The sequence below is a fragment of the Saxibacter everestensis genome (genome assembly GCF_025787225.1).
Lineage (GTDB): Bacteria > Actinomycetota > Actinomycetes > Actinomycetales > Brevibacteriaceae > Saxibacter > Saxibacter everestensis.
The window spans coordinates 1,455,989-1,481,333 of record NZ_CP090958.1 but is presented as its reverse complement, the minus strand read 5'-3'; the positions used below and the strand labels follow the sequence as shown (position 1 = coordinate 1,481,333).

At 63.7% G+C, this 25,345-nt stretch carries 20 protein-coding genes; 12 read left to right on the top strand and 8 right to left on the bottom strand.

Features of this window, described 5'->3' with window-relative positions; translation table 11 throughout:
* Positions 1-50: 50 nt before the first annotated feature.
* Positions 51-542 carry a peptide deformylase gene (gene def / locus LWF01_RS07135; RefSeq protein ID WP_349640342.1) on the bottom strand — a complete coding sequence of 164 codons (492 nt, stop codon included), beginning with the start codon at positions 540-542 and terminating at the stop codon, positions 51-53.
* Positions 535-3,936 carry a pyruvate carboxylase gene (locus LWF01_RS07130; RefSeq protein WP_349640341.1) on the bottom strand — a complete coding sequence of 1,134 codons (3,402 nt, stop codon included), beginning with the start codon at positions 3,934-3,936 and terminating at the stop codon, positions 535-537. Before LWF01_RS07130 ends, def begins: the two co-directional genes overlap by 8 nt.
* A 164-nt stretch (positions 3,937-4,100) precedes the next feature.
* Between LWF01_RS07130 and LWF01_RS07125 the strand changes: the two genes are divergently transcribed.
* The 3 genes from LWF01_RS07125 to LWF01_RS07115 all read left to right on the top strand — a co-directional run bounded on the left by LWF01_RS07125 (position 4,101) and on the right by LWF01_RS07115 (position 9,324).
* Positions 4,101-5,270 (top strand): metallophosphoesterase family protein, encoded by a 1,170-nt coding sequence (locus LWF01_RS07125; protein WP_349640340.1) that lies wholly within the window; start codon positions 4,101-4,103, stop codon positions 5,268-5,270.
* Entirely contained in the window at positions 5,267-8,428 is a 3,162-nt protein-coding gene (locus LWF01_RS07120) for an AAA family ATPase (RefSeq protein ID WP_349640339.1), read from the top strand. Before LWF01_RS07125 ends, LWF01_RS07120 begins: the two co-directional genes overlap by 4 nt.
* 95 nt (positions 8,429-8,523) lie before the next feature.
* On the top strand, positions 8,524-9,324 hold the full coding sequence (locus LWF01_RS07115; protein ID WP_349640338.1) for a ParA family protein: 801 nt from the start codon (positions 8,524-8,526) through the stop codon (positions 9,322-9,324).
* Between the two features lie 382 nt (positions 9,325-9,706).
* Here the strand turns inward: LWF01_RS07115 and LWF01_RS07110 are convergent, their stop codons facing one another.
* Together LWF01_RS07110 and LWF01_RS07105 are read right to left on the bottom strand one after the other, a co-directional pair.
* Positions 9,707-10,285 carry a MerR family transcriptional regulator gene (locus LWF01_RS07110; RefSeq protein WP_349640337.1) on the bottom strand — a complete coding sequence of 193 codons (579 nt, stop codon included), beginning with the start codon at positions 10,283-10,285 and terminating at the stop codon, positions 9,707-9,709.
* Positions 10,286-10,486: 201 nt separating this feature from the next.
* Positions 10,487-11,368 (bottom strand): lysophospholipid acyltransferase family protein, encoded by an 882-nt coding sequence (locus tag LWF01_RS07105; RefSeq protein ID WP_349640336.1) that lies wholly within the window; start codon positions 11,366-11,368, stop codon positions 10,487-10,489.
* 122 nt (positions 11,369-11,490) lie between these two features.
* On the opposite strand from LWF01_RS07105, the gene LWF01_RS07100 reads away from it, so the two are divergent.
* On the top strand, positions 11,491-12,243 hold the full coding sequence (locus tag LWF01_RS07100) for an alpha/beta hydrolase (RefSeq protein ID WP_349640335.1): 753 nt from the start codon (positions 11,491-11,493) through the stop codon (positions 12,241-12,243).
* Positions 12,240-12,836 (top strand): hypothetical protein, encoded by a 597-nt coding sequence (locus LWF01_RS07095; protein ID WP_349640334.1) that lies wholly within the window; start codon positions 12,240-12,242, stop codon positions 12,834-12,836. Before LWF01_RS07100 ends, LWF01_RS07095 begins: the two co-directional genes overlap by 4 nt.
* Before the next feature lie 9 nt (positions 12,837-12,845).
* On the opposite strand, the gene LWF01_RS07090 is transcribed toward LWF01_RS07095, so the two are convergent.
* Together LWF01_RS07090 and LWF01_RS07085 are read right to left on the bottom strand one after the other, a co-directional pair.
* Positions 12,846-13,877, bottom strand: coding sequence for an ROK family glucokinase (locus LWF01_RS07090; RefSeq protein ID WP_349640333.1), 1,032 nt, complete (start codon positions 13,875-13,877; stop codon positions 12,846-12,848).
* Positions 13,877-14,884: an ROK family glucokinase gene (locus tag LWF01_RS07085; RefSeq protein ID WP_349640332.1), complete on the bottom strand. Its 1,008-nt coding sequence runs from the start codon at positions 14,882-14,884 to the stop codon at positions 13,877-13,879. The genes LWF01_RS07090 and LWF01_RS07085 overlap by 1 nt, the downstream gene beginning before the upstream one ends.
* A 107-nt stretch (positions 14,885-14,991) precedes the next feature.
* Between LWF01_RS07085 and LWF01_RS07080 the strand changes: the two genes are divergently transcribed.
* Positions 14,992-16,791 (top strand): AMP-dependent synthetase/ligase, encoded by a 1,800-nt coding sequence (locus tag LWF01_RS07080; protein ID WP_349640331.1) that lies wholly within the window; start codon positions 14,992-14,994, stop codon positions 16,789-16,791.
* Between the two features lie 108 nt (positions 16,792-16,899).
* On the opposite strand, the gene LWF01_RS07075 is transcribed toward LWF01_RS07080, so the two are convergent.
* Entirely contained in the window at positions 16,900-17,238 is a 339-nt protein-coding gene (locus LWF01_RS07075; protein WP_349640330.1) for a hypothetical protein, read from the bottom strand.
* Between the two features lie 177 nt (positions 17,239-17,415).
* Between LWF01_RS07075 and LWF01_RS07070 the strand changes: the two genes are divergently transcribed.
* Together LWF01_RS07070 and LWF01_RS07065 are read left to right on the top strand one after the other, a co-directional pair.
* Complete coding sequence (locus tag LWF01_RS07070; protein WP_349640329.1) at positions 17,416-19,251, top strand: DEDD exonuclease domain-containing protein; 1,836 nt, start codon at positions 17,416-17,418, stop codon at positions 19,249-19,251.
* Between the two features lie 56 nt (positions 19,252-19,307).
* Complete coding sequence (locus tag LWF01_RS07065) at positions 19,308-19,589, top strand: Lrp/AsnC family transcriptional regulator (protein WP_349640328.1); 282 nt, start codon at positions 19,308-19,310, stop codon at positions 19,587-19,589.
* Positions 19,590-19,591: 2 nt separating this feature from the next.
* On the opposite strand, the gene trpD is transcribed toward LWF01_RS07065, so the two are convergent.
* Positions 19,592-20,674, bottom strand: a complete 1,083-nt coding sequence (gene trpD / locus LWF01_RS07060; RefSeq protein WP_349640327.1) for an anthranilate phosphoribosyltransferase — start codon at positions 20,672-20,674, stop codon at positions 19,592-19,594.
* A 233-nt stretch (positions 20,675-20,907) separates the two neighbouring features.
* On the opposite strand from trpD, the gene ctaE reads away from it, so the two are divergent.
* The 4 genes from ctaE to qcrB are packed head-to-tail and all read left to right on the top strand — an operon-like array spanning position 20,908 to position 25,160.
* Complete coding sequence (gene ctaE / locus LWF01_RS07055) at positions 20,908-21,546, top strand: aa3-type cytochrome oxidase subunit III (protein WP_349640326.1); 639 nt, start codon at positions 20,908-20,910, stop codon at positions 21,544-21,546.
* A gap of 44 nt (positions 21,547-21,590) precedes the next feature.
* A complete protein-coding gene (gene qcrC / locus LWF01_RS07050; protein WP_349640325.1) occupies positions 21,591-22,376 on the top strand; it encodes a cytochrome bc1 complex diheme cytochrome c subunit in 786 nt (261 codons plus the stop codon).
* Positions 22,377-22,425: 49 nt separating this feature from the next.
* Positions 22,426-23,469, top strand: a complete 1,044-nt coding sequence (qcrA, locus tag LWF01_RS07045) for a cytochrome bc1 complex Rieske iron-sulfur subunit (protein ID WP_349640324.1) — start codon at positions 22,426-22,428, stop codon at positions 23,467-23,469.
* On the top strand, positions 23,466-25,160 hold the full coding sequence (gene qcrB / locus LWF01_RS07040; RefSeq protein WP_349640323.1) for a cytochrome bc1 complex cytochrome b subunit: 1,695 nt from the start codon (positions 23,466-23,468) through the stop codon (positions 25,158-25,160). The genes qcrA and qcrB overlap by 4 nt, the downstream gene beginning before the upstream one ends.
* Positions 25,161-25,345: the final 185 nt, after the last annotated feature.

The following is a 25,345-nucleotide window of genomic DNA, read 5'->3' as shown; positions in this document are numbered from 1 at the left end:
GTGACAATCGCCATACCCATCCTATGCGGGGGGCCAGGCGGCTTTGAACCCTAGAACCAGTCCGATTTCCGAACCTGTTTCAGCGCCTCACGCCGGTTCGGTTTGCTCAGTCGATCGAGGTAGACGTATCCGTCCAGGTGGTCGGTCTCGTGTTGCAGACACTGCGCCATGATGCCGGAACCTGAGACGGTAATCGGCTCGTTACGCAGGTCGACGCCTTTGACAGTGGCATGTTCATAGCGAGGCGTCGGGAACCAGAGCCCAGGCACCGAGAGACACCCTTCCTCGATTTCGCGCAGTTCACCTGAGGTCTCGACGACTTCGGGATTGATCACGTAACCGAGCTCATCGTCGACGTTGTAGCTGAATACGCGCATCGACACCCCGATCTGGGTGGCTGCCACGCCTGCCCGCCCGGGCAGTGCCGTGGTATCGAGCAGGTCTTCGACAAGGTCCTTCAGCTTCTGATCGAAGACCGTCACCGGCGTGGTCGCCGATTTCAGCACCGGGTCGCCGAAGTACCGGATATCTCGTTCAGTCACCGATGACCGCCACCAGGTCGCCACCCTCTGCTTGCTGCACATCGGCAAGCGCGATTCGCTGCACCGTTCCGGCGACCGGCGTCGTGATCGACGCCTCCATCTTCATCGCCTCGATCGTGGCAATTGTTGCGCCGGCTTCGACCGAGTCGCCGACGGCCACCGATATCGTCACGACTCCAGCGAATGGCGCCGCTACCTGCCCGGGGTTGCTGGTGTCGGCCTTCTCCGCTGTCTTCACATCCACCGTGATCGACCGGTCCCGGACGGACAGCGGACGGAGCTGGCCATTCAGGGTGCACATCACGGTGCGCATGCCCCGTTCATCGGGAGCACCGACGGCCTGCAGCCCGGCGATCAGCCGCACGCCCTTTTCCAACACGATTTCGTGCTCTTCGCCCTCACGCAGGCCATACAGGTAATCGGTCGTTTCAAGGACAGACGTGTCGCCGAACGTCAGGCGCGCATTGTCGAATTCCTTCGTAGGTGCGGGAAACAGCAGACGGTTGAGCGTGTGCTGCCGGGCGGTGCCCTTGTCGTCAAGAGCGGCCAGGTCATCCTGGCTCAGGTCGGCTATCGCCTGCTTCGAGGTACGGCCCTGCAGGGCCTTCGTCCGGAACGGCTCGGGCCAACCGCCCGGTGGATCACCGAGGTCGCCGTTGAGGAAGCCGATCACCGAGTCAGGGATATCGTAGGAACCGGGGTTCTCGGCGAAGTCGGCAGGATCGGCGCCGACCGCCACCAGGTGCAGTGCAAGGTCACCGACCACCTTGGACGACGGCGTCACCTTGACCAGGCGGCCAAGAATGCGATCGGCCGCCGCGTACATCCGCTCGATCTCTTCGAACTTCTCCCCCAGGCCGAGTGCCACCGCCTGCTGCCGGAGGTTCGACAGCTGCCCACCGGGGATCTCGTGCTCGTAGACCCGCCCGGTCGGCCCTGGCAGGCCCGATTCGAACGGCCCGTACAGCCGGCGCACCGACTCCCAGTAGGGTTCCAGCTCGCCGACTTTGCTCAGCGACAGACCGGTGTCGCGCTCGGTGTGCGCGAAGGCTGCCACCACGCTTGAGAGTGATGGCTGGCTCGTTGTGCCGGACATCGATGCGGTTGCTGCGTCCACCGCGTCGGCGCCAGCCTCGGAAGCCGCGAGCAGTGTGGCCAACTGACCGCCCGGAGTGTCGTGCGTGTGCACGTGCACGGGAAGGTCGAAGCGTTCGCGGAGCGCACCGACCAGGGTCCTGGCCGCGGGGGCGCGCAGCAGGCCGGCCATGTCCTTGATACCGATGATGTGCGCGCCTGCGTCGACGATCTGCTCGGCCAGGCCCAGGTAGTAGTCGAGCGTGTACAGCTTCTCGCCTGGATCGCTCAGGTCACCGGTGTAACAGAGCGCGACCTCGGCCACGCCGGAGTTGGTGGCGCGCACCGCGTCGATGGCGGGACGCATCTGGCTGATGTCGTTGAGGGCATCGAAGATTCGGAAGATATCGACGCCGGTCTCGGCGGCCTCGGCAACGAACGCGTCGGTGACCTCGGTCGGGTACGGCGTGTAGCCGACGGTATTGCGACCGCGTAGCAACATCTGCAGCGCGATATTCGGAACCGCTTCGCGGATCTGGGAAAGTCGCTCCCAGGGATCTTCGGCCAGGAAGCGCAGCGCCACGTCGTAGGTTGCGCCACCCCAGCACTCGAGGCTGAGCAGTTCCGGGGTAAGCCGCGCGACATGTGGCGCGACAGCGAGCAGATCCCGGGTTCTGACCCGGGTCGCCAGTAGCGACTGGTGTGCATCCCGGAACGTGGTATCCGTGACGGCAAGCCGTTTGCTCGCGCGAAGATCGGCGGCGAATCCTTCTGGGCCGAGTTCAAGCAGCCGCTGCCGGGAGCCGGCGGGGGCCGTAGCTTCAAGGTCGACGGCGGGAAGCTTCTCGCGTGGATCGACCGAAATCGGGGCATCGCCATATGGCTTGTTGACGGTGACGTCGGCGAGCCAGCTCAGTAGCTTGGTGCCCCGGTCCGCGCTGGTTCTGGCCACCAGCAGCTCCGGACGTTCCTCGATGAATGCCGTCGAGAGATCGCCTGCGGCGAAGGCGGGATCGTCGAGCACCGCCTGCAGGAATGTGACGTTCGAGCTGACGCCGCGGATCCGGAATTCGGCCAGCGCGCGTTTCGCCCGGTTGACGGCGAAACCGAAATCCCGGCCGCGGCAGGTGAGCTTGACCAACATGGAGTCGAAGTGTGCGCTGACCTCGGCTCCGGCGTAGACAGTTCCGCCATCGAGCCGGACTCCGGCACCGCCTGCCGAGCGGTAGGCGGTGATCATTCCGGTGTCTGGCCGGAAGCCGTTTGCCGGATCTTCCGTCGTGATCCGGCACTGCAGCGCGGCGCCGACGACCCGGACGGTGTCCTGGCTCAGCTCGAGGTCGGCCAGCGTGTCGCCTGAGGCGATCCGCATCTGCGACTGCACCAGGTCGACTTCGGTGATTTCTTCGGTGACCGTGTGCTCGACCTGGATCCGCGGATTCATTTCGATGAAGACGTGCTGACCGGCCCGTTCGCCGGCCGTTTCAAGGAGGAACTCGACGGTGCCGGCGTTCTGGTAATTGAGCGCGCGGGCGAACTTCAGGGCGTCGGCATGCAGCGCGGAGCGAATATCCTCGTCGAGGTTGGGCGCCGGAGCGATCTCAATGACCTTCTGATGCCGGCGCTGCACGGAACAGTCCCGCTCGAACAGGTGGATCGCCTCGCCGTTGCCGTCGGCGAGGATCTGTACCTCAATATGCCGGGGACGCTGCACAGCCTGCTCAATGAACACGGTCGGATCGCCAAAGGCGCCTTCCGCCTCGCGCATAGCGGCGTTCAGCGCGTCCTTAAGTTCCTCGGCCTTGGCGACCCGGCGCATGCCGCGGCCACCGCCGCCGGCGACTGCCTTCACGAACAGCGGGTAGGCCATGTCCGCCGCGCCTGCCAGCAACTCGTCGACGTCGGACGAAGGTTTGGTGGAATCGAGTACCGGGATGCCGGCAGCCTTGGCGGCCTGCAGTGCCTGGACCTTGTTCCCGGCAAGTTCCAGCACGTCGGCTGGCGGCCCGATGAACGTGATGCCGGCGTCGTCGCAGGCTCGGGCCAGGTCGGGATTCTCCGAGAGGAAGCCGTAGCCGGGATAGATGGCGTCCGCGCCGGACTCCTTGGCGACCCGCATTATCTCGGCAACGTTCAGGTACGCGCGGACCGGATGGCCCTCCTCGCCGATCAGGTAGGACTCGTCCGCTTTGAGGCGATGCTCGGAGTTTCGGTCTTCATGCGGGAAGACCGCAACGGTGCGGGCACCCAGCTCGTAGGCGGCGCGAAACGCACGCACCGCAATCTCACCGCGATTGGCGACTAATACCTTGGAGAACATGAGGGCAGGCTCCTTCAGCGAGTCAGTGCCTCGCATCATTACGTTATGACTGATAGTTACCGTACCGGGACGCCGGTGCCGGTCACTAATCAGGCCGGGCTACCGGGCGGCACACCCGGCGAGCGTCCCGGGCAGTGTCAGAGCTGCGTCATAGAGTCGACAGTATGAGAATCCTGCACACTTCCGACTGGCACCTGGGGCGGTCATTCCACGGCGTGGGGATGGCGGAGGCTCAGCGTCAGTTTCTCGATTTTCTGATTACCACCGTCGCCGAACAGGACGTCGACGTGGTTGTCGTGGCCGGTGACGTCTATGACCGTGCGCTGCCGGCGCCGGACACAGTGGATCTGCTGGATGACGCACTGCACCGGCTGATCTCTGCCGGTGCCAGGGTGTTCGTCACCAGCGGGAACCACGATTCGGCCAGGAGACTCGGCTTTGCCCGGCGGCTGGTAGAAGCTTCAGGCCTGTCGCTGCGGACCCGGCTGGAGGATATCGCCGTGCCGCTGGTGCTGGACGACGAATACGGTCCGGTGCTTTTTTACGGCATCCCCTACCTCGAGCCGGCACTGACCACGGAGATACTCGGGGCCGCCGAACGCAGCCATACAGCGGTTCTCACCGCGGCCACCGCAGCGATCCGGGCAGACCTCGAGCAGCGCAGCGCCGCGGCTGGTGGCCGGCCGCTGCGCTCCGTGGTTGCGGCGCACGCATTCGTATCCGGCGCGGAGGCCAGCGAATCGGAACGGAAAATCGCGGTGGGAGGGGTTGAATCCGTGTCCCGGTCCGTGTTCGATGGCTTCGATTACGTTGCCCTCGGCCATTTACACGGCAGGCAGCGGTTGAGCGACAACGTCCGGTATTCAGGCTCGCCGCTCCCCTATTCATTTTCCGAAGCAGCGCACACAAAGGGCGCCTGGCTGATCGACCTCGATGCGTCCGGAGTAAGCGACGTCTCCGCGCTCGATGCCCCGGTCTATCGTCGGCTTGTCGATCTGGAGGGCGAGCTGGAGCACCTGCTGGAAGGCGCCGACTATTCACACGCCGAAGACGCATTTGTTTCAGTGACCCTGACGGATGCCAGCCGTCCCAAGGCTGCGATGGAACGGCTCACCGGACGTTTCCCGCACACGGTAGCGCTGAAGTTCGCGCCCGCCGGCAGGCCGGATCAGCCGGAGCACAGCTATTCCAGTCGGCTCCGGGCGGCAAAGGACGACGTGGACGTGTGCACGGGTTTCGTCGAACACGTCTCGGCCACTGCCGTCACACCGGCCGAGCGGTCCGAGCTACGGGCAGCGGTCGAAGCCGTACGGCTTGAAGAGGCAGAGGTATGAGACTTCATCGGGTATCAATCCAGGCGTTCGGTCCTTTCGCCGGGCGGGTCGAGATCGACTTCGACCGGCTTTCCGAGCAGGGGCTCTTTCTGCTGCACGGACCCACCGGCGCAGGAAAGACCAGCATTCTGGATGCCATTTGCTTCGCGCTGTATGCGAAGGTTCCTGGCGCCCGCGCCGACGCGAAGCGGCTGCGCAGCGACCATGCCTCGTCGGGCGTCGCACCCGAAGTAGTCGTCGACTTCAGCGCCCGCGGCCGGCGCTTCGAGGTGACCCGTTCGCCGGAATGGGACCGGCCCAAGACCCGCGGTGACGGGCAGACTAAGGAAAAGGCTCGCACCCTGCTCCGGGAGTTTGCCGACGGACACTGGCTCGAGGGAACCCGCGATCACCGGGAGAGCCAGCTGCAGATCACCGAACTGCTGGGCATGAAAGTCGAACAGTTCACCCGGGTCGTGCTGCTTCCCCAGGGTGAATTCGCCACCTTCCTGAGGGCCGATGCGGCAGACCGGGCGAAACTGTTGCAGCAGCTGTTTTCGACCGAACGATTCGAAGCCGTTGAGGACTGGCTGATCGCTCGGGATGCCGAGGCCCGGGACGCGGTCGACTCGTTGCACGCCCAATGGCGCGAGCTGGCCGCCCAGGCCGCGCAGACCGCGACAGTGCTCACGGCAGCCGACCCCACGGCTGAGGACGGGGACAGTGGAACCGAGGGCGGCCGCGTCAGGAGCGATGCCGGTGAAAGCGGCGCGGAGGCAATTGTCGGCGCGGAGGCTGGCGGCGCGGCTATTGTCGGCGCAGTGGCCGCCGGCGCGGAGGCTGGCGGCGCGGAATCTGACGCCGCTGTGCTCCGGGAACGTCCCGACTCCGTCGATCCGAATGAACTGCGTGACTATCTCGAATACCTCAAACACCGGTTCGCCCGCCGCCTAAACTCGGCGCAGCTAGCGGCAGCCGGAAAAGAAGCCAGGGTCAAGGAACTCTCGAACGAACTCGAGGCATTGCGGGCCCGGTCGAAGCGGGCAGCGGAGCTGGACGAGCTGATAGAGCGCGAGCACCGTTTTCAGGATGCGGCAGACGCACGCGCCGACCGCGATGCCCAACTGAAGCTGCATCAGCAGGCCGAGCCGCTTCGCGAGCTGCTCGAGAGCGCGGAACGAGCCGAGACAAGCCATGAAGACGCTGTCCAACTTGTCGGATCGATGCAGGACGAGGCCGGCTTCGATCAGTCGCCGACAGCAGAAGACATCACTTCCGAACTGGCGAGGCTCGATCCCGAGATCGTCCGGCTCGAAGACTCCGTTGCGCAGGAACGTGATCTGCTGGCACGCAGGGAGAACCTGGCCGCCGAACGCCGGGCCTTGGCCGAGAGTGAAGCTCTCGCCGACCAGCAGGAAACCGAATTCACAACGCTGGGCACAACGCTGTCTCAGCTGGCTGAGGAAATAACCCAGCACGTCCCGGTCGCCTCCCGCCTCGAAGCCTGTCGCGCCGCGCACGCAGCCGCCATCCAGCGACACGATGCCGCAGCAGTGGCAGCCTCGCTCGAAGCCGATGTCGCACTATTGCAGGCAAAGACGGATGAGCTATGGGATAAGGAACGGGCCGCGCATACCGCGTTTCTCGACCTGCGCGCCGCGCGACTCGACCAAATGGCTAGCGAGCTGGCCGCCGGATTGCAGGCCGGGTGTGCCTGCCCGGTCTGCGGCAGCACCCGGCATCCGCGAAAGGCTGAGCCGGTGGACGGCGCCGTTACCGGCTCGGACGAGAAACGGGCAGAGAAGTTCTTTTCCGAAGCCCAGTCCAGACACAGAAAGGTTCAGGCCGAGCTCAGCGTGGCGCAGTCAAAGGCGGCCGAGGCCCGCGGACGATCCGGCGACCTCAGCTGTGACGAAGCCTCCGGCCAGCGGGACGCTGCCCAGGCAGAGCTTCGGCTCGCCGAGCAAGCGACATCGCGTGTCCTCGAACTGCACGATGAGAGTGATGCGATCGAACAGTCCAGGTCACGGCTGAAGCCGGAGATCGAAAGGCGGCGTGCGCTGATCATGCAACACGGGGCCACCCTAGTGGCCGCCGCCGCTGGCATCGAGCAGATGGCAGACAAACTCGCTGGACTGCGCGGCGATGACGAGAGCCTGATCACCCGGCTACGACGCCTGACTCTCCGACGCACGATCCTGCAAAAACTGCAGTCGGGCATCTGGGAATTGGCCCACGCTGCGGCTGAGCGCACGAAGACAAGACAGCATGTGGCGCGGCGGGCCGCCGAAGTCGGATTCGGCTCGGTCGACGAGATGCGCGCTTCGCTGCTAAGCACAGCCGAAACGACGAAGCTCCTCGCGGGCCGCGATGCGGACTTCACGCTTCGTGCTGAGTTACAAGCCTCCCGACGGCGTCCAGAGATCGCATTGGCCGCCGAAGAGGCACCGGCCAATGACGAGTTGCCCGACCTCCTGGCCAGAACGGTGACCGAGCACGGTTCGGCTAGCGCAGCACTCGTTGCGGCGCGGAATGCGGTTGCTGTCCTGCAGACCGCGCAGGAAGCGCTGATCGACAAGGCTACGCAACTCGAAGCATCGATTGCCGGAGGTCAGGCCGTTCACGACCGCTACGAACTCAATCACCGGCTGGCCGAACTGGCCCGAGGTGGCACCGACAATGCGCTGCGAATGTCATTATCGAGCTACGTGCTGGCCGCACGCCTGGAAGAGGTTGCCGCAGCGGCGACCCAGCGTCTGCTGGTGATGAGCGATGGTCGTTACGAACTGCGCTACAGTGACTCGCTCGCCACCCGCGGCAGGAAGTCCGGGCTGGGCCTTGAGATCCTGGACGGCTACACCGGACTGAGCCGGAACCCGAAGACGCTCTCAGGTGGCGAGTCATTCCAGGCGTCGCTGGCACTCGCGCTGGGCCTCGCCGACGTGGTCAAGGCTGAGTCAGGCGGAATCGATCTGGAGACGCTCTTTGTCGATGAGGGTTTCGGCACGCTCGACGAGCAAAGTCTGGAAAAGGTGATGGACATCCTGGATGACCTTCGCTCCGGCGGACGAGCGGTCGGCGTGATTTCCCATGTCGCCGAGATGCGGTCCAGGGTCACATCCCAACTCGAGGTGCTGAAGACCCGCGATGGGTCTACCCTGCGCGAGATCCAGAGCTGATTGTCTTTCAAGTTTCGCCGCATCGATCGCGGAATTTGCTTCGGCTCGGAGTGCCCTTAGAAGATCGGCAGCCGTCGTCGTATAGCGTTTACCGTGTGCTTGTTTTAAGTGTTAGCAGCCTAAAGGGCGGGGTCGGCAAGACATCTGTGACATTGGGCTTGGCTTCGGCCGCCTACGCCAGAGGGATTCCGACCCTCGTTGTGGACATGGATCCGCAGGCAGATGCCTCTACCGGACTGGAGATTCCTTCCTCCACCCGCAGCGACCTGTCAGACGTTCTGGCCGCGCCCAAGTCGCGGACGCTTGAAGCGACGATTACCCCAAGCGGCTGGGTCGGCGACCAGCTTGGACACCTTGACGTTATTCCGGGCTCGCCACGCTCCGCGGAGTTCGACCGGCCCTCGCTCTCGGACAAGTACCTGCGTCGACTCGAGGACGCGCTGCAAAAGGTCGACCACGGATACCGTCTGGTGCTGATCGACTGCCCACCGTCGCTGAACGGATTGACCCGCACGGCCTGGGCAGCAAGCAACCGGGTACTCGTCGTCACCGAGCCCGGGCTGTTCTCGGTTGCCGCGGCTGACCGCGCCCTGCGAGCCACCGATGAGCTGCGGCGCCAGATCGCCAGCCAACTCCAGCCGCTCGGCGTCGTCGTGAATCGGGTCCGGCCGCGTTCCATTGAGCACGAGTACCGAATTAACGAGCTTCGGGAAATGTTCGGCCCGCTCGTACTCAGCCCGCCGGTTCCGGAGCGCAGCGTGCTGCAACAGGCCCAGGGCTCGGCCCGTCCAATACATTCCTGGCCTGGCGAAGCGGCCGCCGAGCTGTCGTCGGTGTTCGACCAGCTTCTGGACCGCGCGCTCCGCACCGGTCGGCTCCGTCACCGCGGACGGTAGACGCAGCGCACTCAGCACAGCCCGGCGGTAGACACGACGCACCCACGCGACACAACACCCCAGCGCGGCCCGGCAGTAGACACACCGCACCCAGCGCAGCCCGGTAGTAGGCACGGCGCACCCACGCGACACAACACCCCAGCGCAGCCCGGTAGTAGGCACGGCGCACCCACGCGACATAACGCCCCAGCCCGGCCCGGGGCCCACACGGTAGACGCGCCGCCCGGACAACGCGGCTCCCCCACCCCGGCGCGGTCCAGCGGTAGATGCAGCGTCCCGAAGCGATAAGACACTCTCGCTGCGCAAGCGGCCACCAAACAGACAGGGTCGGAATCCCCTGGATTCCGACCCTGAAAAAACTGTTAGGCGCTAGCCGATGCCACTAGCCAATCTTGCGTGCTTCTCGACGCTTGGCCAGCTCGTCATTGACGTGAGGCTGTTCTTCCTCGACCCGCTCGCTGGGCAGATCGGAGAGGCTGCCTTCAACCTCGCGCCACACCCTGCCGACTGCGATCCCGAAGACTCCCTGGCCGCCCTGAAGCAGGTCAATGACCTCATCGGCCGATGTGCATTCATAAACGCTGGCGCCATCGGACATCAGGGTGATTTGGGCAAGGTCTTCGACACCACGTTCCCGCAGGTGTTCGACGGCCGCGCGAATCTGCTGAAGCGAGACCCCGGTATCCAGCAGGCGCTTGACCACCTTGAGCACCAGAATGTCGCGGAAGCTATACAGGCGCTGGCTGCCGGATCCGGCAGCGCCCCGAACAGCCGGGACCACCAGGCCGGTGCGGGCCCAGTAATCGAGCTGACGGTAGGTAATGCCTGCAGCGCCGCAGGCAGTCGGACCGCGGTAGCCGACCTCGTCGTCCAGAACTGGCAAGTCTTCGTCGAAGAGCAGCCCCTGGGCGTTGCCAGGCACAGCGCTAGCGCTAAGTGGTTCTTCGCTTGAGCGGTTCACACCGGCTCCTCCTTATCATGCCCCGCGGGGGAAGTGTCCTCCACGAAAGGCCTCTCTATCAGGTTAACCGATTTCAAGGCGATTCCACGGCAGAACGTGGGGACTTCAGATATGAACCTAGGCGGGAGCGGGGTCCGGGTCAACGACCGAGGCTGTTTCGGGGCCGCGTGTCGCGCAATCAACGATTTCCCGGTAGGCGTGTCACGCGACGTCGGACCCCTTGTCCTCTTGTCCATCGCCGTCGTCTTCGCTGTCTGCCGTCCTGCCGGACCTGTCCGGATCCTTGCCGCCGATCACCCCATCCGAGGCCGGAATGCCGCCAGCGGCTTTATCTGTTGGTGCGGGTCGGCCGCCCGGCGCCTCCGGCCCGGCAGCCTGCTTCTTCGCAATCGCTGCCTTCTTGCCGGCGATGATCCGCTGCTTGGCCGTGGAAGCGTACATATCGACGTACTCCTGGCCCGATAGCCGCATTAACTCGTACATCAGTTCGTCGGTGATGGCGCGCAGCACGAAGCGGTCCGCTTCCATCCCTTCATAGCGCGAAAAGTCCATCGGCTTCCCGATCACGACACCAACGCGTCGAACCTTCGGAATAACCCGGCCCTCGGGCTGGATGATGTCCGTGCCGATCATTGCGACCGGGATAATCGGAACTTTCGCCTCCAGCACAAGTCTCGCCACACCGGTTCGCCCGCGGTACAGCCGTCCGTCCGGGCTGCGGGTGCCTTCGGGGTAGATGCCGAGCAGGGTGCCTTCGTTGAGCACGCCGAGACCTGACCCGAGGCCATCAGCCGATGCCTTGCCGCCGGAACGATCCATCGGCAGCTGGTTCGTCAGCTTGAAGAACCAACGGGTGAAGCTCCCCTTGACGCCCCGGCCGGTGAAATAATCTTTTTTGGCCAGGTAGACAACCGGACGGGGGACTACCAACGGGAGAAAGATCGAGTCAGAAAACGACAGGTGATTTCCGGCAACGATGGCACCGCCCTCTTCGGGGATGTTTTCCAGCCCGCGAACCCATGGCCGGAACACGATGCGCAGAAGCGGACCCACAAAGATCCGCTTCATCATCCAGTAGAACACCGTCACCTCCGTTACGACCCCGCGATGGGCCGCAACCAACTCTAAGACGAAAGCCGGGCCGTTGTCGCGGCAAGGTCTGCAATTGGCATTTTCCGGTCAGGAAAACATGTCAGACTTCTGTCATGGTGACTACGCCGGGAACCGAAGAATATTTCTATGACGCCAAAGGCTCAAAGGCGATCGGCGTGCTGTTGATACACGGATTCACCGGTTCCCCATTTTCGCTGCGTCCCGTCGCCGACGCCCTGGTAGACAGCGACATCACGGTCAGAGTACCGCTCCTCCCCGGCCATGGCACCAGCTGGCAGGAGATGAATCGGTCGACCTGGCACCAGTGGCTGGAAACGGTTAAGACGAGCTACGCCGAGCTTTCGGCCAGCTGCGACAAGGTCATCGCTCTTGGCATTTCCATGGGCGGCGGGCTGGCGCTCCGAATGGCAATTGAGCATGCAGACATCGCCGGCGTCATCCTGATCAATCCGGCGGTGATGATCAAGGACCCCCTACTGCCGTTGCTCCCTGCCTTGCGACGGGTCCTGCCGTCAGTCGCAGCCATCGGCGATGACATCAAGAAGCCGGGCGTCACCGAACACGCCTATCCGCGTACACCGCTCAAAGCGGTTCATTCGATGCTTGAGCTCTATCGGGACACAAGGCAGAATCTGGATAAGGTCACCCAGCCGGTACTGCTCTTCAACTCGACCATCGATCACGTCGTTCCGCGGGAATCGACAGAAATCATCTGGAAGAAGATCTCCTCACATGACAAAGAAAAGGTAATGCTCCGCAATAGCTACCATGTGGCGACCCTCGATCACGATGCGCCCGAGATCATCCAGCGTTCCCTGAAATTCGTCGAAAGGTTGAGCAGATGACCGGCGACGATCCGCGCCATAACGTCAGCGATGAGGAATGGGCCGATCTGGTGGCACGGATGCGCGGCGACGATGACGGCGGAATCTTGGTTGAACCGGAGCCTGCCAGCGCAGGCCGCCCTCCCGAGGGCGAACAGCCTTCAGATCCCGAACCGGACGAAATGGATCCCGGGCGATCCATCAGTGACGACGCCGGGCCCGGAGAGGTTGCGACCGGAAAGCCTTCCGACGATCGGAGCAAGCCTGCCGCCGACAGGTTCGACGCCGCGGAGGCAGACGACGACGGCTGGGACGATATCAAGCCGGCATCCTCCGTGGCTGACGATGTCAGTGAACCCGACGCCGCTGAGGACAAGTTCGAGCCGCCGGAGCCGCCCGAGTTCGATCTGAGCAGCACATCTCCGCTGCTCGTCCTGTCCTGGTTCTGCGCCCTTGCGTCACCCGCATACATTGTCGTGGTCGCACTGTTCTGGCGCGCCGCACCGACCTGGACGATCGGACTCGGGATCGCCCTCTTCGTCGCCGGGGTGACCGGCCTGCTCTGGCACCTGCCGACCAAGCGCGACAACAACGACGATGGCGCAGTGGTCTAGCGTTCGACGTCAGCCACCGGGAACGCTCCGCGCCCATCGGCGAGAGGCAGCAACCCTTGCCAGGTCGGCCGCCCCGACCAGACCTGCATCCGGGCCGAGGTGCGCCAGCCGGATATCGGCTGCCGGTCGGTAGCCGCGACCGGTCAGGTTCCTGGCGAAACTTTCCCTGGTCGGTTTCATCAACAGCTCACCCGCGCTGCTGACGCCACCGCCGATAACGAATGTCCCGGGGTCGAAGGCCGCAGCGAGATTCGCCAACCCCAGGCCGAACCAGTCGCCGACCTCCGTGAAGAGATCACAGGCCGCCCTGTCGCCGTTACGGGCCGCCTCGGTGACCAGCGGCCCGCGGATCTCGTCGACATTCCCATTGGCCCGCTCCAGGATTTCCTGCGCTATCGGTGATCCGGCCCGGGCAAGCTCCCGTGCCTCCCGCCCGAGGGCGTTGCCGGAGGCGTACTGCTCCCAGCAGCCGCGGTTTCCGCACTCACACCGGTGCCCGCCAGGCACGATGACCATGTGCCCGAACTCGCCGGCGGCTCCATAGCGGCCGCGTTCGACTCGACCGTCGATGATGATCCCGCCGCCGATACCGGTGCCAAGAGTTACGGCAAGCAGCCGGTTCTCGCCCTGTCCGGCGCCAAAGCGCCATTCCGCCCACGCCGCGGCGTTCGCGTCATTCTCAATCAGTACTGGGCGCCGGAGCTGCGACTGCAGTGCTGCCTGCAGCGGTTCGTTACGCCAGGCAAGATGCGGCGAGAACATCACGCTTGAACCTTCGGTGTCCATCCAGCCAGCCGCTCCGATACCGATCGCCACGATGTCGGCATCCCTGGTCAACTCGTCGACCACCGTGCCAATTGTCTGCTCCACCGCGCGCGCATCCCGGCTCGGAGTGTCGGTGCGCGCCATCGTAAGAATCCGGCCGTCGATATCGACGATGCCGCCGGCGACCTTCGTGCCACCGATGTCGATACCGAGCGCGAGCCCGCGCTCTCGCACCCGCCAGGGAGCACGAATCCCCCGGTCCTCTTTGCCGCGCACTAGCCGGCGCTGCTTCCTGCCCCACGGCCGACGCCGGAACCTCGCGAGGCGAGAAGGCCTAGGTCGGCGGCGCCAATCATTCCGGCGTCACCCCCAAGTGTCGCCACCGAGAGGGCAAGTTCCGGCCGTTTGGCCCGAGCCGGTAAATGTTCGCGCAGCGCGTCGCGGGCAGGCTTCAGCAGCAGTTCGCCAACCTCGGAAAGTCCCCCGCCAATCACGACGAGGCTTGGATCGAGTACGGCTGCGAGCTGTGCGATGCCGACGCCCAGCCATTCACCGAGGCCGGCTAGCAGCTCGGCTGCCTCCCGGTTCCCCTGCGCAGCAGCTTTCGACACCAGCTCGCCGGTGATGTCATCACCTTCCGCTCCGATCGCCGCCCGGAATCGCTCCGCTTCCGGGCTGTTCGCCGCGGCGAGCTGCTGTGCAGACGCGGTAAGGGCCGAACCGGAGGTGTACTTCTCCCAGCAGCCGCGATTCCCGCAGCCGCAGAGGATGCCGTTCGGAACGAGCCTAAGATGTCCAAGCTCGGCAGCCATTCCAAACCCGCCTCGAAGCAGCTCACCTTCTGCGATGATCGCCCCGCCGAGCCCGGTGCCGAGGGTCAGCAGCACCAGATCTTCGGCGTCCCGGCCACCGCCGAACTGGAACTCGGCCCACCCGGCGGCGTTGGCATCGTTTTCAACCACGACCGGAAGGCCAGTCGCCTGCTCCACCGGTTCCTTCAGGTTCTCGTCCCGCCAGGCAATATTCGGCGCGAACATCACGGTGGACCGCGCCGCGTTCACAAATCCGGCGGCCGCGATCCCTACGCTTTCCACCGGGTATTCGTCGGCGAAAGCACGGATTTCGGCGATCAGAACCTCAAGCAATGCCTTCGGATCATCCGCCGGCGTCGGCTTCCGGCTCGATTTCAGCAGAGTGCCCGCCGGGTCGACGAGCCCGGTGGCGATCTTGGTGCCGCCGATATCCACGCCAAGACCGAGCTGTTCGGAAGAAATAGTACGCATGCCTCTTACCGTATCGGCAATTCGCACTGTCACCGCAGGGATGGTGGCGTGTCAGCGTGAACGGTTGGTTGTGTGCCGGCCCCGCGGCATCAGTAGGATCGGCTTCTGTGCGGGAAAACTCAATTGAACAAGTAATCAGTGCCGACGCTTCATCGAATATCACCGATTTGCTGCTGGATCGGGTAAGCCGGCTTCCAGATCACCCGCTGTTCGCGCTCCGAAAGGACGACCACACCTGGGCGGACGTCACCGCCCGGGAGTTCCTCGAGACGGTGCACGCCGTTGCCAAGGGATTCATCGCCGCGGGCCTGCAGCCCGGCGATCGGGTCGGAATACTCTCGCGTACCCGCTACGAGTGGACGATAACCGATTTCGCCCTGTGGTTCGCCGGCGCTATCTCCGTGCCGATCTACGAAACCTCTTCCGCTCAGCAGATCGCCTGGAACCTCGGCCAAACCGGAGCAGTCGGCGTAGTCGTGGAGTCCGCACACCACCAACAGTCCACGCTCTCGATCCAAGCCGGGCTGCACGCTCTGACGAATATCTGGTGCATTGAATCCGGTGCCCTCGAGCAGCTGAAGGCGCGTGGCGCGGAGGTAACCGATGACGTTCTGGAGGCTCGCCGCCGCAGCGCCACGGCTCAGGACACCGCAACCATCATCTTCACCTCAGGTACGACGGGCGCACCCAAGGGGTGCGAGCTGAGTCATGCCAACTTCGTCGACCTGGCCCTGAGCGCCCGGCAGCGCATTCCGGAGGTGGTCATGAACGACGAGCCGAGCAGCCTGCTATTCATGCCACTGGCGCATGTTTTTGCCCGTTTCATCGAAGTCCTCAACGTTGCCTCCAACGTGCGCACCGGCTTCACCGCGTCAACGGCGGACCTGCTCGACGATCTGGGCAGCTTCAGGCCGAGCTTCATCCTGGCCGTGCCGCGGGTGTTCGAGAAGGTTTACAACAGTGCGGCCAAAAAGGCCGGATCGGGCAGCCGGGGAAAGCTGTTTTCAGCAGCGGTGAACACGGCCATCGACTTTTCGACGGCCCTCGACAGCGCGCGCGGACCCTCGATCGGGTTGAGAATGCGTCACGCGCTGTTCGGCAGGCTTGTCTACTCGAAGCTCAAGTCCGCTATGGGCGGCCGGCTTGGCTATGCCGTGTCCGGCGGAGCATCGCTCGGCGCGCGGCTGGGGCACTTCTACCGGGGCATCGGTCTGACGGTTCTGGAAGGATACGGCCTGACCGAGACCACTGCGCCGATAGTGGTCAATTGCCCGGACGCCCAGCGGATCGGCACGGTCGGCCCTCCGCTGCCAGGTTCGGCGATACGCATTGCCGACGATGCTGAGATCCTGGTTCGCGGAATCGGTGTTTTCCAGCGGTACTGGAACGACCAGGCGGCTACCGCAGCGGCGTTCACCGACGGCTGGTTCCACACCGGTGACTTCGGTTCGATCGACGACAACGGCTATCTCTCTGTGATCGGCCGCAAGAAGGAGCTGCTGGTGACCGCCGGTGGCAAGAACGTATCGCCGTCAGGAATCGAGAACCGGGTCAGCGCCGAACCGGAGGTGGCCCAGTGCATGCTGGTCGGCGACGGCAGGCAATTCATCGCGGCTCTGGTAACACTCGATCGGGACATGATCGAGCGCGACAGGTCCAAGGACTCCCCGGAGGTTATCCAGGCCGTGCGCACGGCCTTCCAGGAAGCGAACCAGTCGGTTTCCCGCCCTGAACAAGTGAAGAAATTTCTGATCCTCGATTCCGAGTTCACCGAGGCGGATGGAACGCTGACTCCGTCACTGAAGCTGAAGCGCAACGTGATCGCGGAACGGTTCGGTTCGGACATCGACGCGCTGTACGCCACAGCCGGACACGACGTGACACCGAGGGAGAACGCCCCGGCTTAGCCGCCGTACCGAATTCTGCTCGACGCAGTTGACGAAGAGGCGCTAGTTGCCAGAGCGCTAGCCGAAGAACGGCACCAGTCGCCGAAGCGCCAGCCGAAGAACGGCAGCCTAGCCGGCGTGACGTATCTGCCCGCGGCCGTTCCAGCGCCGGCTGGCGCCTGTCACCGGCCAGGCATCGCTCGGATAGTCCGCCTCGTCGGCGTGATCAATCGTCGAAACATACGGCGGGATCAGGCCGGCATCCGAGAGCACGGCGAGTGCGTCCAGTTCCCGTGCGTCGAACGTCGCCGGAGCATCGAGAATCCAGTCGGGGCGATAGGCCGGTTGCTCAAGCAGTGGTTCGGGCAGATTGTGGACAGCTGCCACCAGGCAGCTTTCGCAGTGCTCGGCGCCTCCGGTACCCCCAGGTTCGAAACCATTGTCGGTGTGATTGCACTCGATGATCATTTTCAGCTCACCCTTCCTTCGCGTGCGGTTATCTGATGTCGGCCGGAGCGTTCCTTCCGGATTCCGGCGAGGCACCGGACACTCTGGCAGTTCATGGCGGTAGATCGACTAAGACAAATCACACGTTAGGGTGCGTCACTGACATCGACTGTCAGAGCCGGCTGGCAAGCTGATTTCATGCAGGAACGAATGAAGGCCCTTCCCGGCCACCGAGCCGGCCAGCGAAGCGGGTATCGAGCCGGAACCCTGCCGACCGGGAACAGCCCGGCGTCAGACGCAGCGGCTGCTTTCGGCGCCGTGCCGGACGGCTATCACCTGGATCAGTTGACGATCGACGACCTGGGGACCCCGCTGATCGACGTGACGTTCGTGGTCGTCGACCTCGAGACCACCGGCGCCGCGGCATCGGCCAATGCGATAACCGAGATCGGCGCGGTGAAGGTACGCGGTGGCGAACAACTTGGCGAATTCCAGAGCCTGGTGAAGCCCGAAGGCGAACCAATCTCACCGTTCATCACCGCGCTGACCGGAATTTCGAATGCCATGGTGGCAAACGCACCGTCCACCGCCACGGTTCTGCCGATGTTTTTCGAGTTCGCCCGGGGATCCGTGCTGGTGGCGCATAATGCTCCGTTCGACATCGGGTTCCTCAAGGCGGCAGCAAAGGCACTGGAGATTCCGTGGCCCAACTTCCAGGCAATAGACACCGTGAAGCTGGCCCGCGCCACGGTCAGCAAGGATGAGGTCCGAAATCACAAACTGTCGACGCTTGCCGGTTTTTTCGGCGCGTCGACCGTCCCCGATCACCGCGCGCTTGCCGACGCGAAGGCCACTGTCGATGTCCTGCACGGCATTATCGGTCGCCTCGGTTCGCAGGGCATCTCCAGCCTCGAAGAGCTCAGCCAGGTCACATCGACGGTCACCGCCACCCAGCGCCGGAAGAGCTACCTCGCAGATGGCCTGCCGACCGGCCCAGGGGTCTATCTCTTCACTGACGGCGCCGGTCGCATCCTCTACATCGGCACCTCCGGGAACGTTCGCAACCGGGTCAAGAACTACTTCACCTCATCCGAGCGACGCTCCAGGATGTCGGAGATGGTGGGCATCGCGGAGAAAGTCACCGCTATCTCGTGTTCAACCCTTCTGGAGGCCCAGGTCAGGGAACTGCGGCTGATCGCAGAACACAAACCGCCCTATAACCGCCGGTCCCGCCTGCCCGAGCGCGCCCCCTGGGTGAAACTCACGGTCGAAGACTTTCCCCGGCTGTCCATCGTGCGCAAGGTCTCCGACGACACCGGAGACGGTGCCGCCTACCTCGGCCCGTTCTCCTCACAGCGCACGGCCGAGGCCGTTGTGATCAGCCTGCAGGACACCTTTGCCCTCCGCCGCTGCCGGAAGCCGTTGTCGGCTGGCACGATCGCCGGTCACCTCCCATGCCCGGCCGCCGAGATCGGCAAATGCGGCGGGCCCTGTGCGGGCATCACGGACACCGCAGCGTATTCCGCTGTGGTGGACGAGGTGCGGGCCGCAATGACCGGACGCACCAGCACCGTCGAGGGTCAGCTGCACAGCAGAATCGCGAAGCTGGCCGCCCAGCAACGGTACGAGGAGGCAGCCGAATCCCGGGACGCCCTGATCGGCTTCCTGCGCTCATATCAGCGCACGGACGAGGCCCGGATGCTGGCTGAATGCGACGAGATCGCTGCCGCGCGCAGAATCAGCTCGGGTCGGCTGGCGGGCGGCTGGGAAATCGTTCTGGTCCGGTATGGCCGGCTTGCCGGGACAACAGTTTGCCGACCCGGCGATAATCCGCGTGCGGCACTCGCCGCGCTGGCCCACACCGCAGAGTCCGTTGAACGGCCCCCGGCGCCCTTGACTGCTGCCTTGCCGGCTGAGTCAACCATGGTCGCCCGCTGGCTGGCCGAAGAGGGAGTTCGGCTGGTGGAAGTCTCCGGCCTTCTCCGTTGCACGGTGAGCCCCGCACACTCCGCCCTGGTTAGGCTAACGGCATAGTTGTACGCGGGCCCGACTATCCGTGGCTAAGCGAAACGAGCAGTGAGGAACCGAAGATGATTACCGCCATTGTGCTGATCTCGACCGCAGTTGACCACATCCCGGAGACGGCAAGCATGCTTGCCGAGGTGGACGGCGTCAGCGAAGTGTACTCAGTCACCGGCGATCACGACCTCATAGCACTCGTCCGGGTGTCCGCCCACGAGCAGTTGGCCACCGTCATCTCGGACAAGATGTCCAAGGTGCCCGGGGTTGTCGCCACGACAACGCATATCGCGTTCAAGGCCTACTCGAAGCACGACCTCGAGGCCGCGTTCGACATCGGACTCGAAGACTGAGCTCAGCGGAAGCTGTGGCTCTTCGCCACGAGCTCTTCGAGCTTCCTGGCCGCCTTGCCCGAGTCGATCAGCTCCCCCGCCTCGCCATAGGCACGAGCCAGCCGTTCCGGCAGCGGGCTCGATAGGTCGTCCCGCCGGGCGGCAACCATGGCGGCGGCCGCATTCAGCCGGACGATATCGCGCACCGGGGACGCTTCACCGTCGAGCACGCGCCGGGTCACATCCGCGTTGAACGTCGCGGCGGCCCCACGCAGGTCGGCGACCGTGGCCCGCGGAATACCGAGGTCGAGCGGTTCGAAATGACTGTGCGAAACCTCGCCCGCCCGCACTTCCCAGACATCGCTTGGCGCTGTGGTTGTCAGCTCGTCCAGGCCGTCCTCGCCGCGGAAGACCAGCGCGTCTATGCCGGCGCGGCCGAGCACACCGGCGATCAGCGGAGCCATTCGGAGGTCGGCGACTCCGATCGCGGAGGATTTCGCCCGGGCAGGATTCGTCAGTGGCCCAAGCAGGTTGAATGCCGTCGGCACCCCCAGCTCGCGACGGGCGGCCGCCGCAAACCGCATAGCCGGGTGGAATACCTGCGCAAAACAGAATGAGATCCCGGCCAGGTCTGCCAGCTGCCCGACCTGCTCCGCGGTCAGGTTCAGATTGACCCCAAGTACTTCAAGCACATCCGCCGAGCCGGATGCCGATGATGAGGCACGGTTACCGTGTTTCACTACCCGGTAACCCGCGGCCGCAACGATCATGGCAGCGGTGCTCGAGATGTTGACCGTCTTCGCACCGTCTCCGCCGGTTCCGACGATATCGACGCTGTCTTCCAGCCCGGTCAGCGGCACTGAATGATCCAGCATCGCCTCAACCAGACCGTGCAATTCCTCGACTGTCTCGCCCTTGGCCCGCAGCGCGATCAGGAAGCCGGCGATCTGGGCGTCGCTCGCCTCACCGCCCATCACCTGGTCCATCGCCCACCTGGCATGTGCCGAATCGAGGTCCTGCCCGGCGAGCAGCGGCCTGAGGATCTTCGGCCAGGTCAGTTCGCCGGCAGCGGGTTCGGTCCCGGGAACTGATGAGCTGAGCGACACGTTGATCTCCTCGAAAACACTGATGGTTGTGACGGCTAAATGCTATCGGTAAGCCTTGTGCAGCGAGCGGGCGAAACAGTAAGGTTTACCTTATTCGTAGCGACTAAGGTAATCCTAAGACCAAGGCAGAGAACCGCAGCAATTCGGGGTTTTCGCTACACGACGTAGAAAAAACCGACCCCAACCGCGGGGTCGGTGATGAATATCCGTCCGAGACCCGTAATAATGAATGCGTGTCAACAGCGACTGCACCTCACTCAGCACCTGCCCACCCAACGGTGAATCGGCCCAATACCGTCTCCGTCGGCACCATCGTCTGGCTGGCCAGCGAACTCATGTTCTTCGCTGGACTCTTCGCCATGTACTTCACACTTCGCTCGGTTGTGCCCGAGCTGTGGACGACGGAAGCCGCGAAGCTCGCCATCCCGTTCTCGACCGTGAATACGTTGATCCTGGTATCCAGCTCGTTCACCTGCCAGTTCGGCGTCTTCGCCGCCGAACGGTTCCAGGTGCACCGCCAGGGATCCGTGTTCAACCCGGTCAAATGGGGCATGACCGAATGGTTCGTCCTGACATTCATCCTTGGCGCGACATTCATCGGCGGTCAGGTGTACGAGTATGCGACGCTCGTCAGCGAAGGCGTCAGCCTGTCATCGCACGCCTACGGTTCTGCTTTCTACCTGACGACCGGATTCCACGGCCTGCACGTCATCGGCGGCCTGGTCGCCTTCCTGTTGATAATCGGCCGCGGTTTCGCAGCCAAGAACTTCGGCCATTTCGAGGCAACCTCGGCAATCGTCGTGTCGTACTACTGGCACTTCGTCGACGTCGTCTGGATCGGGCTGTTCATCGTGATCTACCTGATCAAGTAAGAGATTTAAGCATTAGTACCAACGCACGAGACGAGGAATAACCAGTGAAGGCACTCGCGGCCAGACGCAGGCACCCGATGGCTATCGGTGTGCTTCTCCTGCTGGGACTCTTGGTGACGGGTGGGGCCTACGCCCTCTTCACCAACGACAGTTCTGCTCAGGCCCAGACCGCAAGCGCGGATCAGATCGATGAAGGCGAAAAGCTCTTCATCGCCAACTGCGCCACCTGCCACGGCATGAGCGGAGAAGGAACGGATAACGGGCCTTCGCTGATCGGGGTTGGCGCTGCCGCGGTCGACTTCCAGGTCGGGACCGGCCGGATGCCGCTGCAGATGCAGGGACCACAGGCACCGGTCAAGCCAGGCCAGTTCACCGATGAGCAGACCAAGCAGCTCGCTGCCTACGTCGCCTCCCTCGCGCCGGGGCCGGCCATTCCGGACGACGAGTTCCTGGATACCGCGGAAGGCGACGCGGCCGAGGGCGGAGCATTGTTCCGCTCCAACTGCGCGATGTGCCACAACGTGGTCGGTGCCGGAGGCGCCCTCACCCGCGGTAAGTACGCCCCGAATCTTAGTGACGTTTCCGCAGCCCACATCTACGAGGCGATGCAGACCGGACCGCAGAACATGCCGATCTTCAACGATGCCAACCTGACGCCGGAAGACAAGCGCGACATCATCACCTACCTGCAGACAGTCAGTGAAGACGACTCGCCAGGCGGTTTCAAGCTTGGTTCACTCGGCCCGGTATCTGAGGGCCTCTTCGTCTGGGTCTTCGGACTGGGCGCGGTTATCGCGATCACCGTCTGGCTTTCAGCGCGGGCGAAGTGATGGACCAATTAACAATGTATTCAGCAGCTTCGACTAGACGAGGAAGATCATGACCTCGAATGAGCAAACGCCAAGCGGCAATAGCTCTCTCGCGACAACCGACGGCGAACTAGAGCGGTTCGAAAATCCGGGCTTCCCCGAACACGGCCATCGGCTGACCGACATCGACCCGATCGCCGCCAAGCGATCGGAACGGCAGATCGCCGGCCTCTTCGTCGTCTCGATGCTTGGCACACTTCTCTTCATCGTGTCCTACTTCGTGTTCACGCCCGAAGAGTCGATGTCCAGCATCCGGGTATCGAACCTGATGCTCGGCCTCGGGATGGGAATCTCGCTCTTCGCCATCGGCGTCGCAGCGGTGCTCTGGGCCAAGAACCTGATGCCCGACCACGAGTTCGTCGAAGAACGCCATGACATCCATGGCTCAGAAGAAGACCAGGCCGTTGCGCTGGAGATCATCAACCAGGGTAAGGAAGAGTCGGGCATTGCCCGCCGGCCTCTGATCAGGAACACCCTGATCGCCGCCATGGCGCTGATGCCGCTTCCGGCCGTCCTGGTCTTCCGCGACCTGGGCCCGCTGCCCGGCAACAAGCTGCACGAGACGCTCTGGGACAAGGGCATCCGGTTGGCCAAGGACCCTGGCGGTATTCCCGAGTCCCCCGGCCTGATCAAGGCCTCGGACGTTACCATCGGCTCTGTTTTTCACGTCATCCCGGAAAACCTGCACGATGCCGAGCACGCACTTGAGGAAAAGGCCAAGTCGGCCGTTCTGCTGATGCGCCTTGACCCGTCCGACCTCAAGGAAGACGAAGACCGGAAGAGCTGGTCGTACAACGGAATCGTTGCCTACTCGAAAATCTGCACGCACGTCGGCTGCCCGGTGGCGCTATACGAGCACCAGACACACCATCTGCTCTGCCCGTGCCACCAGTCGACGTTCGACGTCACCGAACACTGCAAGGTGATCTTCGGACCGGCAAAACGGCCACTTCCGCAGCTGCCGATTACGGTAGACTCTGAAGGGTACCTCGTTGCTCAGTCGGACTTCCCCGAACCCGTCGGCGCTAGCTTCTGGGAGCTGAATCAAAAATGAGCACAGTAAGTAATCCCGGGCCGACGACGAAGATCGGCCAGTTGGCGAATTTCGCCGAGACCCGCGTGGGCGCCTCGAAAATGGTGCGGGAGTTCGGTCGCAAGATCTTTCCGCAGCACTGGTCCTTCATGCTCGGTGAAGTCGCACTGTACAGCTTCATCGTGCTGCTGCTGACCGGAACCTTCCTGACATTCTTCTTCCTTCCCGCGATGGGCGAAACCCACTACGAGGGGCCGTACGCGCCGCTGCGCGGCATCGAGATGTCGGAGGCGTACGCGTCCACCCTGGAGATCTCGATGGAGATCCGCGGCGGCCTGCTGATGCGGCAAATGCACCACTGGGCGGCCCTGCTCTTCATGGCCGCACTTTCCGTGCACATGCTGCGGGTATTCTTCACCGGCGCGTTCCGGAAGCCACGCGAGCTCAACTGGGTCGTCGGTTCGGTTCTGTTGATCCTCGGCATGGCTGCCGGGTTCACCGGGTACTCGCTCCCCGATGACCTGCTCTCCGGTAACGGTCTGCGAATCATCGACGGAATCATCAAGGCCATCCCGCTGATCGGAACCTACATTTCGTTCTTCCTTTTCGGCGGCGAATTCCCTGGTACCGACATCGTGTCCCGCCTGTACACACTGCATATTCTCCTGGTGCCGGCGCTTATCCTGCTCATGCTGGTGCTGCACCTGATGATGGTCGTCATCCATAAGCACACCCAGTACCCCGGCCCAGGCAAGACTGAGCAGAATGTCTCCGGCGAGCCGGTTCTTCCGGTCTTCATGGCGAAGGCTGGCGGTTTCTTCTTCCTGGTCTTCGGCGTCATCGCTTTCATGGGCGCCGCGTTCACGATCAACCCGATCTGGAACTACGGACCTTACGACCCCACGCCGGTGTCTGCGGGAACCCAGCCTGACTGGTACATCGGGTTCCTCGACGGTGCGCTTCGCCTGATGCCGGGCTGGGCCGAGTTCTACATCTTCGGGTACCCGATCTCACTGAACGTGCTGCTGCCCGCATTGGGCTCGGCCGGAATCCTGTTCGGTCTGATGTTCGCCTACCCGTTCATTGAACGGTGGATCACCAAAGACAACCGGGACCACCACATCCTGGACCGTCCACGCAACGTTCCGACCCGCACCGGGATCGGCGTCGCTGGCATCGTCTGGTACTGCGTTATGTGGGCTGCCGCTGCCGGAGATGTTATCGCCGTGGAGCTGCATTTGTCCTTGAACGATGTGACGTACATCCTGCGGTTCCTGTTCTTCGCCGGACCAGTCTTCGCGTTCTGGGTGACGAAGCGAATCTGCTTGGGCCTGCAGCGTAAGGATCGCGAGATCGCATTGCACGGTCGTGAGTCCGGCCGTATCGTCCGGTTGCCGCACGGTGAGTTCATCGAGGTGCACGAACCGCTCAGCGATCATGACCGCTGGACGCTCGTCGGCTTCGAATCCCCGGAGCACATCCCCGCCCAGCCAAATGGCGACGGGGTGGTCACTAAGAACGAAAAGCGCCGCGCCCTGCTGTCCCGGCTGTTCTTCGAGGACCGGGTCGCTCCGGTTACTCCGGCTGAACTCGCAGCTGGCCACCATGCGCACGGCGATGCGGAAGCACACGCCGTCGAGGCTAGCCATGGCCATGACGAGGAGTTCCACGGCGCGATCATCGGGCGCGAGGACACCAGCTACCGAAGCTAGTCTCCAGCTACCTTGCCTGTGGGCTGTCCGGATTCGTCCGGACAGCCCACAGGCATTTTCTGCGTGCGATCCATCGGAGATGGCTACCTGCCCGACGCTGACAGTGCCGGGATCCAGCAACCGGGCCGCGAGCTGCAGCCGCAAGTGGCGGAGATACTGCATGGGCGGCATGCGAACGTAGGTGC